17 protein-coding genes and 1 pseudogene are annotated in these 17790 nt (G+C 71.4%); 8 read left to right on the top strand and 10 right to left on the bottom strand.

Going from position 1 to position 17790, the window contains the following annotated elements; all coding sequences use genetic code 11:
* The first annotated feature begins 133 nt into the window (after positions 1-133).
* A complete protein-coding gene (locus tag AB0G04_RS11300; RefSeq protein WP_360980332.1) occupies positions 134-907 on the top strand; it encodes an endonuclease/exonuclease/phosphatase family protein in 774 nt (257 codons plus the stop codon).
* Between the two features lie 25 nt (positions 908-932).
* A complete protein-coding gene (locus AB0G04_RS11295) occupies positions 933-1814 on the top strand; it encodes a dihydrodipicolinate synthase family protein (protein ID WP_360980329.1) in 882 nt (293 codons plus the stop codon).
* 72 nt (positions 1815-1886) lie between these two features.
* Here the strand turns inward: AB0G04_RS11295 and AB0G04_RS11290 are convergent, their stop codons facing one another.
* On the bottom strand, positions 1887-2273 hold the full coding sequence (locus AB0G04_RS11290) for an STAS domain-containing protein (protein ID WP_360980326.1): 387 nt from the start codon (positions 2271-2273) through the stop codon (positions 1887-1889).
* Positions 2270-3535 carry a SpoIIE family protein phosphatase gene (locus AB0G04_RS11285; protein WP_360980323.1) on the bottom strand — a complete coding sequence of 422 codons (1266 nt, stop codon included), beginning with the start codon at positions 3533-3535 and terminating at the stop codon, positions 2270-2272. The genes AB0G04_RS11290 and AB0G04_RS11285 overlap by 4 nt, the downstream gene beginning before the upstream one ends.
* A 454-nt stretch (positions 3536-3989) precedes the next feature.
* Between AB0G04_RS11285 and AB0G04_RS11280 the strand changes: the two genes are divergently transcribed.
* The 4 genes from AB0G04_RS11280 to AB0G04_RS11265 all read left to right on the top strand — a co-directional run bounded on the left by AB0G04_RS11280 (position 3990) and on the right by AB0G04_RS11265 (position 8725).
* Positions 3990-5219 carry an MFS transporter gene (locus AB0G04_RS11280; protein WP_360980319.1) on the top strand — a complete coding sequence of 410 codons (1230 nt, stop codon included), beginning with the start codon at positions 3990-3992 and terminating at the stop codon, positions 5217-5219.
* Between the two features lie 215 nt (positions 5220-5434).
* A complete protein-coding gene (locus AB0G04_RS11275) occupies positions 5435-5872 on the top strand; it encodes a chemotaxis protein CheW (RefSeq protein WP_360980316.1) in 438 nt (145 codons plus the stop codon).
* 391 nt (positions 5873-6263) lie between these two features.
* Entirely contained in the window at positions 6264-7796 is a 1533-nt protein-coding gene (locus AB0G04_RS11270; RefSeq protein WP_360980313.1) for an ABC-F family ATP-binding cassette domain-containing protein, read from the top strand.
* An 83-nt stretch (positions 7797-7879) separates the two neighbouring features.
* Complete coding sequence (locus tag AB0G04_RS11265) at positions 7880-8725, top strand: undecaprenyl-diphosphate phosphatase (RefSeq protein WP_360980310.1); 846 nt, start codon at positions 7880-7882, stop codon at positions 8723-8725.
* Between the two features lie 2 nt (positions 8726-8727).
* Here the strand turns inward: AB0G04_RS11265 and AB0G04_RS11260 are convergent, their stop codons facing one another.
* Entirely contained in the window at positions 8728-9225 is a 498-nt protein-coding gene (locus AB0G04_RS11260; RefSeq protein ID WP_360980306.1) for an alpha/beta hydrolase, read from the bottom strand.
* A gap of 66 nt (positions 9226-9291) precedes the next feature.
* Here AB0G04_RS11260 and AB0G04_RS11255 point away from each other — a divergent pair, with 66 nt between their 5' ends.
* Positions 9292-10008: a methyltransferase domain-containing protein gene (locus AB0G04_RS11255; protein WP_360980303.1), complete on the top strand. Its 717-nt coding sequence runs from the start codon at positions 9292-9294 to the stop codon at positions 10006-10008.
* Positions 10009-10066: 58 nt separating this feature from the next.
* Positions 10067-10636 (top strand): annotated as a pseudogene (locus tag AB0G04_RS11250) (SGNH/GDSL hydrolase family protein); the annotation flags it as partial.
* A 187-nt stretch (positions 10637-10823) separates the two neighbouring features.
* Here the strand turns inward: AB0G04_RS11250 and AB0G04_RS11245 are convergent.
* The 7 genes from AB0G04_RS11245 to AB0G04_RS11215 form a co-directional block, all read right to left on the bottom strand.
* A complete protein-coding gene (locus AB0G04_RS11245; RefSeq protein ID WP_360980300.1) occupies positions 10824-11309 on the bottom strand; it encodes a hypothetical protein in 486 nt (161 codons plus the stop codon).
* Between the two features lie 99 nt (positions 11310-11408).
* Positions 11409-11990, bottom strand: a complete 582-nt coding sequence (locus AB0G04_RS11240; RefSeq protein ID WP_360980297.1) for a hypothetical protein — start codon at positions 11988-11990, stop codon at positions 11409-11411.
* 182 nt (positions 11991-12172) lie between these two features.
* The gene (locus AB0G04_RS11235; protein ID WP_360980294.1) at positions 12173-12532 is read right to left on the bottom strand and encodes a GntR family transcriptional regulator; all 360 of its coding nucleotides are present in this window, start codon (positions 12530-12532) and stop codon (positions 12173-12175) included.
* Positions 12532-13911 carry an MFS transporter gene (locus AB0G04_RS11230; RefSeq protein ID WP_360980291.1) on the bottom strand — a complete coding sequence of 460 codons (1380 nt, stop codon included), beginning with the start codon at positions 13909-13911 and terminating at the stop codon, positions 12532-12534. Before AB0G04_RS11230 ends, AB0G04_RS11235 begins: the two co-directional genes overlap by 1 nt.
* Positions 13912-13983: 72 nt before the next feature.
* Positions 13984-14424, bottom strand: a complete 441-nt coding sequence (locus AB0G04_RS11225) for a hypothetical protein (RefSeq protein ID WP_360980288.1) — start codon at positions 14422-14424, stop codon at positions 13984-13986.
* Positions 14421-16205 (bottom strand): dynamin family protein, encoded by a 1785-nt coding sequence (locus AB0G04_RS11220; protein WP_360980285.1) that lies wholly within the window; start codon positions 16203-16205, stop codon positions 14421-14423. The genes AB0G04_RS11225 and AB0G04_RS11220 overlap by 4 nt, the downstream gene beginning before the upstream one ends.
* Positions 16193-17545, bottom strand: a complete 1353-nt coding sequence (locus AB0G04_RS11215) for a dynamin family protein (protein ID WP_360980280.1) — start codon at positions 17543-17545, stop codon at positions 16193-16195. Before AB0G04_RS11215 ends, AB0G04_RS11220 begins: the two co-directional genes overlap by 13 nt.
* Between the last annotated feature and the right edge of the window lie 245 nt (positions 17546-17790).

Genomic DNA, 17790 nt, shown 5'->3' with positions numbered 1-17790 from the left:
TTGGTCAGCCACATCCCGAACAGTGCTCCGGCGACGAAGAGCATCGCCAGGCACAACAACGCCTTGAACATCATCGCACTCATCCCGTTGGTCCGGTTCTGCCCCGGTGAGGGGGCAGGGCTAGGGTCGGCACGTGCGACTGGCGACCTTCAACCTGCTGCACGGCCGTTCCCTGTCCGACGGCACCGTACACGCCGACCGGATCCACGCGGCCGTCGCCGACCTCGACGCCGACGTGCTGGGGCTGCAGGAGGTGGACCGGGCGCAGCCCCGCAGCGGGCTGCTCGACCTGACCGCCCTGGCCGCCGACGCGCTCGGCGCCACGACCCACCGGTTCGCCGCCGCGGTCGTGGGCACACCCGGGCAGACGTGGGAGCCGTGGCACTCCGGCGCCGACATCGGCCACCCGCAGTACGGCATCGCCCTGGTCAGCCGCTACCCGGTGCTGCGGTGGCAGATCACCGAGCTGCCCGCGGCGCCGGTGCGTTCGCCGGTCTACGTGCCCAACGGCGGCCTGCTGCTGCTGCGTGACGAGCCGCGGGTGCTGCTCGCCGCCGTCCTGGACACCCCGGGCGGGCCGCTGACCGTCGCCACGACACACCTGTCGTTCGTGCCCGGCTGGAACGTGCGCCAGCTGCGCGCCGCCGTGCGGGCACTGCGTGCCCTGCCGGCGCCGCGGGTGCTGCTCGGCGATCTCAACATGCCGGCCGGGCCGGTCCGCGCGTTCACCGGCTGGCAGCCGCTGGCCCGGGCCGCGACCTTCCCCAGCCCGTCCCCGAAGACCCAGCTCGACCATGTTCTCGCGGACCCGCGTGGCGTCGCCGCGCTGGGCCGTGTCGTCCAGGTGCGCACCCCGTCCGGCGCGGTGTCCGACCACCGTCCGCTGGTGGTACGCCTGGACCGCTGATCACCTGCAGACAAGGAGATTCACCGTGTTCACCGGCCTGAGTGCCTTCCCGCTCACCCCGCTCGACAACGACCGGCTCGACGAGAGCGCTTACGCGACGCTGATAGCCCGGCTGGCCGCGGCCGGCGTCGACAGCATCGGCGCGCTCGGCTCGACCGGGTCGTACGCCTATTTCACCCGCGCCGAACGGGCCCGCGCCGCCACCCTGGCCGTGCAGACGGCCGGCGGTGTCCCGGTGATCGTGGGCGTCGGGGCGGTGCGGCTGCGGCACGTGCTGGAACACGCCGAGGACGCCCAGCGGGCCGGGGCGGCCGCGGTGCTGCTGGCGCCGGTGTCGTACCAGCCGCTGCTGCCCGACGAGGTGTATCACCTGTACGAGCAGGTCACCGCGACGCTGTCGGTGCCGTTGGTGGTCTACGACAACCCGCGTACGACCGGGTTCACGTTCACCGACGACCTGTACGCGGCGGTCGCGAAACTCCCGCACGTCACGTCGATCAAGGTGCCGCCGCTGCCGGCCGACCCGGCCATCGCGCACGACCGGGTCACCGAGCTGCGCGGCCGGCTGCCGGACCATGTCGGCATCGGCGTGTCCGGCGACCCGGTGGCGGCGGTGTCGCTGCGGGCCGGCTGCGACGCCTGGTACTCGGTGATCGGCGGCATCCTGCCGGAGGCGGCACTGGCGATCACCCGTGCGGGCTCGGCGGCGCAGTCCCGGGCGGCCTCCGACCGGCTGCGGCCGTTCTGGGAGCTGTTCGCCGCGTACGGCAGCCTGCGGGTCGTCGCGGCGGTGGCCGCCCTGCTCGGGCTGACCTCCGTCAACTGTCTGCCGCGTCCGCTGCGGGGCCTCGACGAGACCGGCCGCGCCGCCGTCCGCCGGGCCCTGGAGGAGGTCGAGATCCTCTGAAGCGGCCGGCGAACCGTTCCGCCGGCGGCTCGTGCGCCGCGACATCGTCGCGGCGCAGAAGTGCCCGTCCTGTCAGTGGGCTGATCCGAGGGTCACATCGGTGGCAGGTCCGTGATCGGTGAGGGCGTTGTCGGTGGTGGCGTAGAGGTCGAGCAGCTGGTCGAGGTGGAGCAGCTGGAAGGACTTGCGGAGGGAGGGACTGAGGGCGGCCAGGCGGATCCAGCCGTGGCGTGCCCGTGCATCGCGGGCCAGGTCGATGAAGGTGCCCATGCCGGTGGAGTCGCAGAACGTCAGGCCCGCCAGGTCGAAAACGAGGTGGACGCGGCCGCGGTCCAGCAGCGCGCTGACTTCGTCGCGGATGAGGTGTTCGGTACGCAGGTCGAGTTCCCCGGCCATGCTGATCACTGTGGTGTTGCCGGTGGCGTCGGTGCTGGTGACCGTCAGTTCTGGCCGCTTCATGACCGGTCCTCGCCTTCGCCGGGGACTGCGGGGAACGGTGGCCCTGCAAGGGTGCGTTTCGCGGCGGCGGGTGACCATTCGACCAGGACCATCGCCGCGTCGTCGCTGGGCGGGCCGCCGCGGTGCCCGGCCACGGCGAGAGACAGCCGGCGCAGGGTTTCCGGTGCTGGCAGCCGCGCTTTTTCGCAGTCGGTGGCGAGCTGGGTCAGCCGCGCGGCGCCCAACGCGCTGCCGTCGGCGGCGCGGGCTCCGACGACGCCGTCGGTGTGCAGCAGCATCCGGTCGCCGCGTTGCAGTTGCTGCTCACCGACGCGCATGTCGACGGGGGTTCGCAGGCCCAACGGGACGCGTGCGCCGCCGGTCACGACGCCGAGCAGGTCGGCGTCGCGCAGGATGATGGGCAGCGGGATGCCGGCGTTGATGTAGCGCAGCAGGCCGGTTTCCAGGTCGACCTGGGCCAGCAGGCCGGTGACGAACCGGGCGCGGCCGGTGGGCCCGAACTGCTCGACGAGGCTTTCGTCGGCGGCGCGTACCTGCTCGAGCAGCCCGCCGCCGGCGCGGCGGGTGGCGCGGATCGCGGACAGGGCCACCGCGCAGGCGACCGCGGCGGTCAGGCCGCGCCCCATCGCGTCGAGCAGCACCAGCCAGGCGGTGTTGCCGTCGACGGCGTAGTCGTAGCCGTCGCCGCCGATGTCGTAACACGGTTCCACGATCGCGGTCAGGGCCAGCCGTTCGTGGCTGGAGGTCAGCGGTGGCAGCATCCGCCACATCAGCTCGGCGGCGACCGTCATCGGCCGGGTCCGCCGGGTGCCCGGCAGGATGTCGCCGGCGCACAGCTTGGATTGCACGAGGTGCGCCGCCAGCCCGGCGACCAGCTCACACCGCTGCTGCCAGCGGGGGTCGTGCGGGTCGACGTTGCTGGGCAGAGCGAATCGGATCACGCCGAGGCGTTCGGTGCCGTCGAGCAGCGGCACCCACAACTGGCCCGGCTGCTCCGGGTCCGGCTCCGGCTGGACCAGCATGTACGCGCGCCCGGGAACGGATTTGTCGACCGGAATCGGCGACGGCGCTTGCCGGCCCGCTACCGGCAGTACGTTCAGCACCATCTGTTCGTGATCGATCAGGTAGATCATGGCGTCCATGCCGAGCCGCGACAGCGCCCGATCCACCTTCGGTGCCACCTCGTCGGCCTGCATCAGATGCGACGACGCGGTCATCTCGCCCAGTACCTGCAGCAGCCGCAGATCCACCCGGTGGTCCATTGCCGCAACATACGTTCTCGTGAGCCGCAGCCGCTGCGTTATCCGATTGGTCATACCGGCAACCGCCCTGTCGCGGATCTTTCCGGCCGGCTTCGACAGTGTGCGGGGAGAACGTCCCAATCGAGACCCCCGGCCGGTTACGGCTGGATCGGTGACCGATATGCCCGGGATCCGGGGATACCTAACGTTGTTCCGGTAAGCGACCGGGCGGGCAGCCCGGAGCCCGCCCCCGCCGAAGGAGGTACGCCCGATGCGTGGACGTAGCTGGGCCTGACAGCCCCCACTGCCAGACCGCTCCGACCCCCGCGAAGGAGGTGCCCGATGCGTGGACGTACCTGGTCGTGAATCCGGCCCGGGCCGCAGAGGCCTGAAGTACCGGCAGTAACCGCTCGCGACGGCGGGCCGCTCGTGCGGCTCGCCGTCGTTCGTGTCCGCCCTATCCCCGGGGAACCGCATGTCCGAACAGCCGGCCTCGTACCGCGACATCTTCGCGGTCCGCGAGTACCGTCACCTCTTCGCGGCCAACGTGCTGTCGCTGATCGGCGATCAGTTGACGGCCGTCGCGCTGGCCTTCGTGGTCTACGCCCGGTCCGGTTCGCCGCTGCTGGCCGCGCTCACGTTCGCCGGCTCGTATGCGACCTGGGTGATCGGCGGGCCCCTGCTGTCGGTCTTCGCCGACCGGATGCCGCGATGGCGCGTCCTGCTCGTCTGCGACCTGGCCCGTGCCGCGATCGTGCTGCTCATGCTCGTGCCCGGCATCCCGGTCGCGGCCCTGGTGGCGATGGCGTTCGTCGCCAACCTGTTCCGGCCGCCGTTCCAGTCCGCGCGGGCGTCACTGATGCCCGACATCCTGCACGGCGACCGCTACGCCGTCGCCAACGGCCTGGACAACATCGTCGCCGAGTTCACCCAGGTCGCCGGGTTCGCCCTCGGTGGTCTGCTGGTGTCCGCCGGGTCCGCGCAGACCGTACTGGCCGTCGACGCGGCCACGTTCCTGCTGTCGGCCGCGTTGATCGCCACCGGGCTGCGCGGCAGCGGCGCCGCGACCCGGGCCACCGCGGAACCGTCCGGCTCCTGGTGGGCCGACACGACCGCCGGGATACGGGTGGTGTTCGCCGACCGTACGCTGCGCTCGTATCTGTTGCTCTTCTGGTTGTCCTGCCTCGTCTACGCCGCCGAAGGCGTCGCCGCGCCGCTGGCCGCCGAGTACGGGGGAGGGGCCTGGACCGGCGGTCTGCTGCTGGCCGCCATGCCGGCGGGTGTCGCCGTCGGCGGGGTGCTGCTGACCCGGGCCTGCCCGCCCGCGCTGCGCCGGCGGATCATGCTGCCGCTGGCCGTGCTGTCGTGCGCTGTGCTCCTGCCGGTCGCCACCCGGCCACCGCTGCCGGTGGTGCTCGCGTTGTTCTTCGTCAGCGGGCTGGCCGGGTCGTTCAGCATTCCGTTGAACGCCCTGTTCGGCCGGGCCGTGCCGGCCGCCTACCGGGCCCGCGCGTTCGGGGTGGCGATGTCCGGGCTGTGCGCGGTGCAGGGCCTGGCGATGTTCGCGGCCGGCGCCTCCGCCGAACTGCTGCGGCCGACGCTGGTGGTCGGCGGGGCGGCACTGGTGGCCACCGTCGCGGTCGGCGTGGTGGTGGCGTCCTGGCCGAGGGTCACCGAGGCGGCCCCGGTCCCGGTGGCGGTCTGACCCGGCCATCAACATCCTAGGACGGCTTAGAGGTAGTGCGGCAAGCCGCACTACCATCCTCCAAAACGACGGCTTCGCCGACAACCAAGATCTGATTTGCGGTACGGGACCGGTTGCGGGCGCCGGATTCCTTGGGTCGGGCCCTGAACGTCCGATATGCCTGGCGACCCGTCGCGGCACGTCCTCGCCGACGGCCGCTACCCCGGGAGTTGTGCATGACCAGTCGCCAGTTCGTCACCTTCGAGGTCGCCGGCCAGTTCTTCGGCGTGGACGTCGACGCGGTGCAGGAGGTGCTGTCGTACAGCGAGTACACGCCCGTGCCGATGGCGCCGAACGCGGTCGGTGGACTGTTCAACCTGCGCGGTCAGGTGATCGCCGCGGTGGACCTGCGGGTGCAGTTCGGGCTGCCGCGCCGGGACATGTCCGGCCTGGTGATGAACGTGATCGTGCGGTACGCCGGTGAGCCGGTGAGCCTGCTGGTGGACCGTATCGGGCAGGTCGCCGACCTGGACGCGGATCTGTTCGAGGAGCCGCCGGCCACCCTGACCGGCCCGTCGCGGGCGCTGGTCACCGGTGCGTACAAGACCGAAGGGCGGCTGATGCTGGTGCTGGACGTCGCCGAGTGCGTGAACACCGCCCGCGTCACGGCTTGAGACGACGGACGGCGTCCGCCGTCGGTGCGGGGTGCGCGGGGGCTGACCGCGGTGGGTTCCGGAACCCACCGCGGTCAGCCCTTTTCGCAGCTGGTGGTGCTCGGTCCTGGAGGTGGACCGGGCACACCTGCACGGAGCGGGACCGGGTGTGGTGGTCGCCAGCAGGCCGCGGGTGGTGAAGGTCTGCCGCCGGTGGGGTGAATTGCGGTTGCGGGTCGGGCCGGGGTGGGGGCAGAGTGGGTCGCGATTGTGTTGCCGAGATCTTGGGAGTGCGCTCCGGTGCTGTGAGAGACCCGACTTCGTGTCCTTGTCGGTGTCACCCCACCTGGAGTTGATCTTGTCTGTGCATGTCAAAGCCGTCCGTCTCGGTCATTCTCATGACGGTGATCTGTTGTTCTCGGGTCTGGACCTGGTGTTGCGTCCGGGTGACCGGATCGGTGTGGTCGGTCCCAACGGGGCGGGCAAGACCACGTTGCTGCGGGTGCTGGCCGGGGAGCTGACGCCCGGTGAGGGCCATCTGAGTGTCGCGCCGGGCACGCGGATCGGGTATGTGCCGCAGCGGATGCCGGATCCGGACGGCGCGGTGGGGGAGTTCCTGGCCGGTGGGCTCGGTGAGCTGGCTGAGGTGATCACGCGGATGCGGGAGCTCGAGCGGTGTCTGGCCGGCGGTGAGGATGTGCTGGCGCAGTTCGCGGCCGTGCAGGAGCGCTGGACGGTGCTGGAGGGCTGGAATGCGGAGTCGCGGCTGACGGAGGTGCGGCAGCGGCTGGACATCGATCATCTGGACGACGGGTTGTCGTTGCGGTCGGTCAGTGGTGGTGAGCAGGCGCGGCTGATGCTGGCGCGGGCGTTGCTCGACGAGCCGGATCTGTTGTTGCTCGATGAGCCGACGAATCATCTGGATGCCGAGGGTGCGGCGTGGTTGCGGCAGTGGCTGGGTGGGTTCGCGGGTGGGGTGCTGGCGGTCAGTCATGATCGGGCGTTCCTGGACGAGGTGGTGGATCGGATCGTCGAGCTGGACGGTATCGACGAGCGGCCGCAGGACTATCCGGGTTGCGGTTATACGGCGTACCGGGCGGAGAAGCAGCGGCGGTGGGAGAAGCTGCTGCTTGATTTCGAGGCGCAGGAGAAGGATCGGGCGCGGTGGGAGGCCGACATCGAGCGGACCAAGGGGTTTGCTCGTGGGGTGGAGAACACGGTCCGGTCGGGGGTGCAGGCCCCGCATCTGCGGCGGGTGGCGCGGTTGGTGGCGCGTAAGGCGAAGGTGCGGGAGCGGCGGTTGCGGCGGGAGATGGCGTCGGTGCGGTGGATCGCCCGGCCGCGGACGCGGCCGCCGTTGACGCTGGCGTTTCCCGGTGACGACGGTGATCCCGGTGAGGTGCTGCTGAAGGTGCGTGGGTTGACGGTGCGGGATCTGCTGCGCGATGTGGCGGTGGAGGTCCGGCGCGGGGACCGGGTGTTGATCACGGGACGGAACGGGTCGGGCAAGACGACGTTGTTGCGGGCGATCGCGGAGCGTCATCCGGAGGTGGCGGTGTTGCCGCAGACCGATGACGGGTTGCGGGACGCCACGACGGTGCTTGATTTCTTCCGGGCGCGGGTGCCGGTGTACGCCGAGGATGCGGAGCGGTTGCTGGCGGGGCATCAGTTCGAGGCGGAGCAGTGGTCGGCGCCGGTGCGGGATCTGTCGGCGGGGGAGTTGCGGCGGTTGCTGCCGGCGGTGCTGGTGAACAGTGCGTCGCGGGTGCTGTTGCTCGACGAGCCGACGAATTTTCTGGATTTCGCGGCGCTGGATGTGGTGGAGGAGGCGTTGCGGCGGTACCGGGGGACGCTGCTGGTGGTGAGTCACGACCGGTATTTCGCGGAGGCGATCGGGTGTACGCGGCGTTGGCATGTGGCTGACGGCGGGGTGCTGGAGTGGTGAGTCGCCCGGCGTCCGGGTGGGTGAACTGGTCTCCTATGCTCTGAACCCGGCTACCGAAAGCGGGCGGGGTTTTGAGTTCGGACATGAGTATCGTCGAGGCCGTGATCCTCGGCGCGGTCGAGGGTGTGACCGAGTTTCTCCCGGTGTCGAGCACCGGTCACCTGACGATTTTGGAGAACCTTTTCGGTCATCGGGTCGATGATCCGGCCATCACCGCGTTCACGGTGATCATTCAGTCGGGTGCGGTGCTGGCGACGATTCTGTTCCTGCGTAAGGACATCGCCCGGGTGGTGCCGGCGTTCCTGCGGGGGTTGTTCAACGCGGAGTTGCGTGCTCATCCGGATTTCCGCTTCGGGTGGGCGGTGCTGCTGGGTTCGATCCCGATCGTGATCGTGGCGTTGATCTTCAAGGATGACATCGAGACGACGCTGCGGAGCCTGTGGTTCGTGGCGGGTGCGTTGATCGTGTGGTCGGGGGTGATGGCGTTCGCTGATCACGCTGCCACGCAGGTTCGTCATGAGGAGGACGTGACGTGGAAGGACACGCTGATCATCGGTGTGGTGCAGTGCATGGCGCTGATTCCGGGTATCTCCCGGTCGGGGGCGACGATGTCGGCGGGTCTGCTGCGTGACTTCGACCGGGTGACGGTGACGAAGTTGTCGTTCTTCCTGTCGATTCCGGCGCTGACGGGTGCGTCGCTGCTGCAGGGTGTCGAGGAGTTCGACAACATCTCCAACGGTGTGGGGTGGACGAACACGATCGTGGCGACGGTGGTGAGTTTCGTGGTCGCCTATGCGTCGGTGACGTGGCTGCTGAAGTTCGTGGCGAAGCATTCGTACAGCATTTTCATCTTCTACCGGCTCGCGTTGGGTTCGTTGTTGTTGGTGCTGCTGTCGACGGGGACGATCGACGCGAAGGGTGGCGTCTGACTTCAGGCGTGCCCGGCGAGCCGGGCGACGAGTTTCTCGCCTTCGGGCCAGGGGCCGAAACCGGATTTGGAGTCCAGGTGGCCGACGGGGCCGGCGTCGTACAGTTCGGCGCCCCAGTCGCGGGCCAGCTGGACTCCGTCGTCGTAGGGGCAGTGCGGGTCGTTGCGGCTGATCACGGCGATCGCCGGGAACGGCAGCCGGCTGCGGGGTGCCCGGTCGTGGGCGGGTGGGGTGACCAGGAGTGCGGCGGCGACGGGTCCGGTGTGTTCGGCGGCCCAGAAGCCGGTGGTCATGCAGCCGGCGCTGTGGGCGATGAGGACGGCGGGTTCGTCGGAGGCGCTGATGGCGGTGTGCAGTGCGTCGACGCGGTCTTCGGCGATGTACGGGGGGCCGGGCGGTTCGGGTGCCCACACGTAGTTGCGGTGGGCGCGGGCCCATTGCCGCGACCAGTGGTTGGGGAACGGGATTCCGCGGCCGGGTACGAGCAGGAATCGGGTCACCCGGGCGAGGGTAGCGGTAAACGTGGATGCCTGTCGCCGGTGCGGGGATCGAATATGGTCTTCAGCGTGCCTGACCCGATCTTTGCTCATCCGCGGCTGGCGGCCGTCTATGACACGTTCGACGGTGACCGTGACGACCTGGAGGCGTACGAGGAGATCGTTGCGGAGCTGGGTGCCGGCAGTGTGCTGGACGTGGGTTGCGGTACCGGTTGTCTGGCGTTGCGGCTGGCCGGGCGGGGGTTGCGGGTGACCGGGGTGGATCCGGCTGAGGCGTCGCTGGAGGTGGCGCGCGGTAAGCCGGGTGCCGGGCGGGTGCGCTGGTGTGCGGAGATCCCGGCCGGTGAGGTGTTCGACGTGGCGGTGATGACGGGCAACGTGGCGCAGGTGTTCCTGACCGACGACGACTGGGCGGCGGTGTTGCGTGCGGTGCACGGGGTGTTGCGGCCGGGTGGGTTGCTGGTGTTCGAGACGCGCCGGCCGGAGTATCGGGCGTGGGACGAGTGGGCGGCACGGACGGGGCCGGTGGTGCGGGAGGTGCCGGGTGTCGGGCGGGTGGAGCAGCGGTTCGCGTTGACGTCGGTGCGGCTGCCGCTGGTGTCGTTGCGGTACACGTACACGTTCGCCGATGGTGAGGTCCTGACGTCGGATTCGACGTTGCGGTTCCGGGACCGCATCGATCTGCACGCCGGTCTGACGGCTGCCGGGTTCCGGGTGGTGGAGGTGCGGCAGGCCCCGGACCGGCCGGCGCAGGAGCGGGTTCTGTTGTGTGAGAAGCCCCGGTGAGCGGTGCGGGCCGGTAAATGGCTGGCCGTGCCGCTGGCGCGCGGTGAGGATCGGTGACATGAGCAGCCGGTATGTCGCCCTCGGCGACTCCATGTCGATCGACGAGTACGCGGGTGGTCCGGGCCGGGGTGCGGCGAGTCTGCTGCATCGCAACCATGACGCCGATTTCCCGGGGTGGGCGTGCCGTGATCTGGCCGGCGCCGGGTGGAGTGTGCAGGTGCTGGCCCGCGACGGTGCGGTGACGGCTGACGTGCTGGAGCGGCAGTTGCCGCGGCTGGCCGGTGTCCCGGATCTGGTGACGATCACGATGGGCGGTAACGATGTGATGGGCGGCTACGGCGATGACGTGGCCGCGGCGGCCGCGGTCGGGCGGGTCGCGGCGCAGGGTGAAGGGGTGTTGTCGGCGCTGCGCAGATCGGCGCCGTCGTGCCGGATCGTGGTGACGACCGTCTACGACCCGAGCGACGGTACCGGTGTGGTGCCCGGTTCGGGGCTGGCGCCGTGGCCGCGCGGGCCGTACTGGGTCGGTGAACTCAACACGGCGCTGGCGGGGCTGGCCGGCAGGTACGGGGCGTTGCTGGCCGATGTGCACGCGGTGTTCCGGGGTCATGGTGTGACGGCCGGTGATCCGGCTTCGCGTGATGCCCGGCCGGCGGGGCGGGACCTGTGGTTCTGCGGGGTGATCGAGCCGAACGCATGGGGTGCGCATGCGATCCGTACCGTCTGGTGGGATGTGCTACAGGCCGGTCAGCGGTCGGGGATGCACGGCTGGCGATTGTGCGGCACCGGGCCGGGGCTGTACCGGCCGGGGTCGGCTACCAGTCGGTGGTCCAGCGTTGCTGGTCCAGGCCGGCGGCGGCGAACTCGTCGAGGTGCTGGCCGCGGTCGACGCCGAGGTGGCGCAGCAGCATGTTGGCGGCCATGTCGCGGTGGTCGTCGGGCACGGTGTAGTGGTCCTCGGCCTCGCCGCGGGATGTGGCGGTGAACCGGGGGCCCCACACGGTGTCGCCGTGGTGCCAGGCCACCGCCGCGTGGAAGCCGCCGCCGCCGAAGAATTCGCTGTGCAGGTAGGCGACGACACCGTGGTGGGAGCGGCGGCGGGCCCAGTCGGCGACCGGTTCGGTGAGTTCGTAGAAGCCGTCGACGACGGGGTCGTTGTCGCCGGCGCCCAGGACGGTTGTGGTGATCTTCCCGGTGAGGGGCAGCAGCACCAGCCCCGATGTCAGGGCCACGACGGGAAGGTGCGGGGTGTCGCCGTGTTCGGCTGATTTCCACAGCAGCGCCCGCAGATCCGCACCCATGCCGGTCACCCTACGGTGGCCGCTCCGGCAGGCGATGGCCGCCGGTACGGCAGGCGACGTTCTGGCGGACGCTTGCCGGGGGCGCCTGAGGGCCGCCGGTCAGCCGGCGGAGGTGGCCGGCGGTGCCGCGTCGCCGCGGCGGTGGGCCCGGAGCCGTTCGATGCGTTGCTCGCGTTCGTGGCGGCGGCGTTCGGCGGCGTCGCGGACCCGTTGCGGTGGGCGGCGGCTTCCGGTGAGGTCATAACGGCGCAGATCCCGGCGTACGCGTGACGCGGTGGCCGCGGCCAGTATGGTCAGGCCGGCCGCGCCGGTGAGCAGGGCGAGGCGCTGCAGGCGTGGTGCGGGCGGGGGTGTGCCGGGCGGGAACCAGCCGAGCGGGTCGCCTGCGGTGCCGAGCTGCTGGGCGGCCGGGATGCCGATGGCGGCGGCCACGGCCAGCAGGGCGGTCGCGGCGGTGACCGGGGTGATCCAGCGGGCGGTGACGTCGAGTTCGTCCTCGCCGCGGAACCACAGCAGGATCGGTGCCGGTACGCCGATGAGCATCGGCAGGCCGGCGGCCGCGGTGAGTACAGCCGAACCCGAGGTGGCGAGCAGGCCCGTGGTGCCGAAGGTGAGCAGGCAGACGAGCAGGGTCGCCAGGGACAGGGTGAGCTGTCGCCGGATCAGGCGGTTGCGGGGCACGCCGCACATCGTGCCCCGGCCACGCAACCGTCGCCCCGGTGATCAGGGCCGGCCCTGGGGGTGACGGTGACCGGCCGCTGCAGCCCGTGAGGCGCGCCGGCGGGCGTGCCGCCGCGGGTGCGTCGCGTCCCCCGCGACGGCGGTGGTCGTGGTGTGGTCGGGTGCTGGCCGGTCCGTACTCCTCAGTGGTCTTCGAGGGCGGCCTTGACCAGCGCCAATGCTGTCTCCGGGGGGACACCGAGAGCCCGGGTGCGTTCGGCGTAGGCGGCGGCGGCGCGCTGGGCCTGCCCGGACGTGCCGGTGGCTTTGGCGGTGACGACGGTGCCGTGCCGGCCGCGGGTTTCGACGAGTCCGGCCTGCTCGAGTTCGCGGTAGGCGCGGGCCACCGTGTTCACCGCGAGGCGCAGGTCGCCGGCGAGCTGGCGTACCGGCGGCAGGCGGGTGCCGGCGGCGAGTTCCCCGTCGGCGGCCAGCGCGGCGATGCGCAGCCGGACCTGTTCGTACGGCGGGGTCGCCGAGGCGGGGTCGATGGTGATGTTCATCAGACCAGCTTGGGTGGGGTGTTGCCGGCGGCGATGATGGCGCGCCGGATCGGCACGAACGCCAGCAGGACACCGCCGAGCAGGAAGAACACCACCAGGGACACGATGCCGGCGCGGTAGCTGTTGGTGAGCTGGAAGATCAGGCCGAAGAACAGCGGGCCGAGCCAGCTGGTGCCCTTGTCGCTGATCTCGTAGAAGCCGTAGTACTCGCCTTCCTTGCCGGCCGGGATGAGCTGGGAGAACAGGCTGCGCGACAGGGCTTGGCTGCCGCCCATCACGATGCCGATGCCGGCGCCGAGCAGCATGAACGGGATCGGTTTGCCTTCGGGCAGGAAGTAGGCGGCGATCACGACGGCCAGCCAGCCGCCCAGTGCGATGAGGATGGTCTTGCGGGCGCCGATGCGGGTGGCGAGCGCGCCGAGCAGCAGGGCGCCGCCGAACGCCAGGAACTGGACGATCAGAATCGTCATGATCATGTCGGATTGCTGGAGGCCGAGTTCTTTGTCGCCGAACTGGCTGGCCAGGGCGATGACGGTCTGGATGCCGTCGTTGTAGATGAGGTAGGCGCCGAGGAACGCGAGTGTCAGCGGGTAGGCGCGCATGCCTTTGATGGTGTGGCCGAGCTGTTTGAATCCGTCGGTGAACACGTTGCCGCCGTCGTCGGCGGGTTCGGCCGACGCGGCGCCGGGGTGCTCGCGCAGCCACAGCAGCGGCACGATCGTGAACGCCGCCCACCAGATGCCGGCCGACACGATCGACCAGCGGGCCAGGTCCAGGGTGCGTTGCGGGTTGCCGTCCTGCGACAGGCTCATCACCGCGACCAGGTTCAGCAGCAGCAGGACACCGCCGCCGAGGTAGCCGATCGCCCAGCCGCGGCTGGAGATCCGGTCGCGTTCGTCGGGGCCGCCCAGGTGCGGCAGGAACGAGTTGTACACCACGATCGCGGCACCGAAGGAGATGTTCGCGATGATGAACAGCAGACCGCCGAGCAGGTATCGGTCGCCGGTCACGAACGCCATCGCGACGGTGGCGGTGGCGCCGAGGAACGCGGCTCCGGCCAGCAGCGGTTTCTTACGGGGTGCCCGGTCGGCGATGGCGCCCATCACCGGCAGCACGAACACGGTCAGCAGCACCGACAGCGACACCAGGTAGGCGTAGTAGGAGCCGGCCGCGACCGGGATGCCCAGCGGTCGCACGGTGCCGTCGCAGGTGTCGGCGTCGATGGCGCAGCCGGCCGCCTGCTCGGTGATCGTGGTCAGGAACGGGCCGAGGAACACCGTGATGACGGTGGTGGAGAAGGCCGAGTTGGCCCAGTCGTAGATATACCAGCCGGTGCGTTCCCGCTTGGCGGCGAGAGGGGGGGTGCCGGTGACGGCCATCAGACGCGCTCCTGGATGTGGGTCGGTGCGCGGACATGATGTCACCTGCGGACCCGGAAGGGGAGACGTGGATCACTGTTCACCTTGCGTCCACCACTTGGCGAGCGCGGCGGTGGCCGGGTCGTCGGAGGACGCCAGCACCGACCACGCGTCGGCGCCGTCGGGGATGTCGACACCGGCGTAGGCGGCCAGTTCCTCGGCGGTGACGTTCTCCACCGGCGGCAGGAACCCGGCCGGGTCGGCGGCGCCGAGGGTGGCCGGGTCGATCCACGGGAACCCGTCGACGGGTTCGGGCAGGTCGACGTCGAGCGCCGGCGGGAACGCCGGGTCGTCGGCCACCGCGGAGATGTCGGCCAGGGCGGGCACGTCGGCGGTGTCGGGGTCCGGCAGATCGGGCAGGTCCGGCAGATCCGGCGGGTCCACGTCGACGTGGTCGGCCAGCGGCAGCTGCGGGACGTCGACGTCGTCGGGCAGGTCGAAGTCGAAGTCGTCGTGGTCCCAGTGGTCGGTCATGTCAGCAGTCCTTCGTCGGTGGGCGCGGGGGTCAGGGAGCGGGCTCGCAGCAGCGCCTCGTCGGCCTGCCGCAGGCGGGCCGCGGCGGCGTCGCGGTCGGCGGTGGCGGCGGCCCGGCGTTTCGCGCGGCCGGCGGCGTCCTCGGCGGCGGCCGCGTCGATCTCGGCGATCAGGGCGTCGAGTTCACGCAGCCGCCGTTCGATCGCGTCGTCGAGGGCCACCGCCAGCGCGTACTGCAGGTCGGTGAACCGGGTGCTGATCTCGTCGGTGAGCGCGGCCCGTGCCTCGCCGAGCACGTCACGCAGCCACGTGTGGGCGTGCCGGCGGTCGGTGTGCACCCGCCGGCGGTAGATGACGTAGCCGCCGGCGGCCAGGCCCAGCCCGATACCGGCGACCGGGATCAGCAGCCCGGCGCCGGCCAGGCCCAGCGCGGAGATGCCCAGCATCGCGCCGCGGCCGGCGATCAGTGCGACACCGCCGGCGGACAGGGCGATCAGCATGTTGTCGCCGGAGCCGTCGCGGGGCGGGCCGGCCGTCAGATGGTGGCGCAGGGTGGCCGACACCAGCGCCGGGTCGAACGTGTCGGCCAGAACTTTCTCCGCCACGTCGCGGTAGGTGTCCTCGAGTACCTGCGACAGTTGCGCGGCGACGGCCTGCAGCCGGGTGTCGAGTTCGTCGGGCAGCGCGGCGAGGGCGTCCCCGCGGGCCGCGTCGATGCGCCGGGCGACGTCGTGCTGGACTTCGGTGATGCGGGTCCGCAGCTGGCCGACGACTGTGACCCGGGCGTGCTGGATCTCGGTGTTGAGCCGCAGCGTCCACTGCCGGGACTCGGTGCGTTTGCGGGCGGCCAGCGCGGCCCGTTCGGCGCGGGTCGCGGCCTGTGACGCCGCGTCGGCGGCCGCGGCTTTGATCCGTTGCTCGCCGGCGTCGCGCAGCCGGGTCAGGTCGCGGTGGGCGGCGCGCAGCACGTTGGCCAGGCGCAGCTGGTGGCCGCGGCCGGCCAGTTCGACCAGGGCGTGCTGCAGCGCCGGCACCCGCGACTCGCCGGCGAGGGCGTCGCGGGTGGCCGGGTCGGCGGTCAGGGCCAGTTCGGCCAGCCGCGACGACACCGGGAACCAGGGGGCGGCCGCGAACCGGGGGGCGTGGGCCTGCAGCAGGGCCCGGTTGTCCTCGGCGATGGTGCGCCACTGCCCGAACGCGTCGATCTTGGTGAGGGCGAAGACGACGGCGTCGACGCGTTCGGTGGCCGCGGCCAGGAAGTCCAGTTCCGGCTGCGACAGCGGCGCGGACGCGTCGGCGACGAACAGCAGCGCCGTGCCGCGGCGTACCGCGTCCAGGGCGATCGTGGCGTGCACCGGGTCCAGGCCGCCCGCGCCGGGGGTGTCCAGCAGGGTCAGGTACTGCAGCAGCGGAGCCGGGTGGGTGACCTCGATCCGGCGGGCCTTCTGCCGGCCGCGGGCCCACTGCTGCAGGTCGTCGATGCTCACCTCCTGCCCGCCGGGCAGCCAGGCGGTCGCCGCGAACGCGGTGCCGGGCACGAAATGCAGGTACGCGGCGGTGGTGACGGCCGCGTCGACCGGCGACAGGCCGGGCACCCCCAGCAGCGCGTTGACCAGGGAACTTTTGCCGCGTTTGGTTTCCCCGACGACGACCACCCCGGGCCGGGTCAGGTGGGCGCGGCGCAGCTCGGCCAGGTCGGCGGCGGCGTCCGGGTCGGCGGTCCGCAGATACGACATGGTGTCGCGTACCGCGGCGTCCAGTACGGCGGTCAGGTCCTGCACTGGCGCACCTCCTGGGCGAGCAACTGGAAACCGCGGTGCGCGACGTGCGCGATCCGGGCCTGCGCCGGGCCGGCGCCGTCGACGGCGTACGCCCGCCAGCGTCCGGCCGCCGCGACGGCCGCGGACGCGAGTGCCGCCGTGCCGGCCTGCGGCAGCCGCAGGATCCAGCGCGGGTCGTCGGAGGTGGCCAGCCGGATCAGCTCCTGTTCCCAGTCGGCCGGCAACGGCACCGTGCCGGTCGCGGCCCGCTGCGCGGCGTCCAGCAGCCGCAGCCGATGGTAGGCCGGATCCCGCAGCGCCCGTTCGATGGCGTCGCGGACCACCGCGCGGGACCGCTGGTCGAGTGAGGCGAGACGTTCCAGGCGGGTCAGCGCCCATCCGGCCTTGATGGCGTCGGAGCGCCAGCGGAACGTCTGGTCGACGGTGGTGGTCAGCCGGGCCAGCCCGGACGCCGCCGACAGCCGGCGCACCAGTTCGCCGGTACCCAGCCGCGGTTCGGCGTGCAGCTGTGCGCAGGCGAAACCGATGCCGTACAGGTCGAGGCGGGTCAGCAGCCGTTCGCGCTGTTCCGCGCCGACCGGGGCGGGCCGGGACCGGAACAGGTCGGCCGACAGCAGCATCATCTGCAGGTCGGCGGCGGGCAGCGCGGCCAGCCGGGCCAGCGCGTCGCGGTCGGCGCCGGTCAGCCGGCCGGCCGCGGCGGTCTCGGCCAGCAGCCCGGCCACCGGCACCACATCGCCGACGGTACGGGCCAGCAGCTGCGCCTGCTGCCGGGCCAGGGGTTCGGCGACCGGCCACGGGTCGGCGGCGCCACCGGCCAGCGTGTCGATGCGCCCCAGTACCCCGATCGCGTTGATCGGGCTGGTCGCCAGCCGCGCCGACGCCGTGTGGAAGGCCTCCAGTGCCCGCACGTCGTCGGCGCGGACCGCCTGGGTGAACACGTAGACGACCGCCTCCGCCGCGGTGATCTCGCCGGCCGAGTCGTCGTCGATGCCGACGGCCTGTTCGGCGCGGGCGCTGCCGGCCGTGTCGGTCGAGGCCAGGCCGGGGGTGTCGACGACGGTCAGGTCCCGCAGCCGGTCGCTGGTCAGGGCGACGTCGACGTACGCGATCCGGGCCGCCGGCACGCCGAGGCGGGCCGGGACCATGCCGTCGTCGTCCAGCGGCAGGCTGTGCCGTTCACCGTCGCGGGTGACGACGTCGATGCGGTCGGCGGGCCCGTACCGGAACCGGGTGACCACCCGGGTGCATTCGCCGGCCGCCGTGGGGGCGACGCGGCGGCCGATCAGCGCGTTGACTAGTGTCGACTTTCCGGCTTTCAGACGGCCCGCGATCGCCACTCGTAACGGATCGTGAAGGCGATTACTGATCTGCCGGACCTGTTGACCTGCATCGGAGGAAACCCGGGTGACGATCTCGTGACACAGAGTCGCGATGCCGGAGGTGAGTGGGCCGGTCACATCGACTCGTCAGCGCAGCACACCGTCGGCGACAATGTGCGTATCGCGGCAGTCGGTGTCACGGAAAGGCCCTCCTGTTGGTCTCCGCAGTTTCGCAGTAAAGCCTACGGACGCGTACGCCGCGG

This window comes from Actinoplanes sp. NPDC023801 (assembly GCF_040639655.1).
Taxonomy (GTDB): domain Bacteria; phylum Actinomycetota; class Actinomycetes; order Mycobacteriales; family Micromonosporaceae; genus Actinoplanes.
Note: the sequence above shows the minus strand (reverse complement) of the source record. Positions and strands in the feature narration are given on the sequence as shown.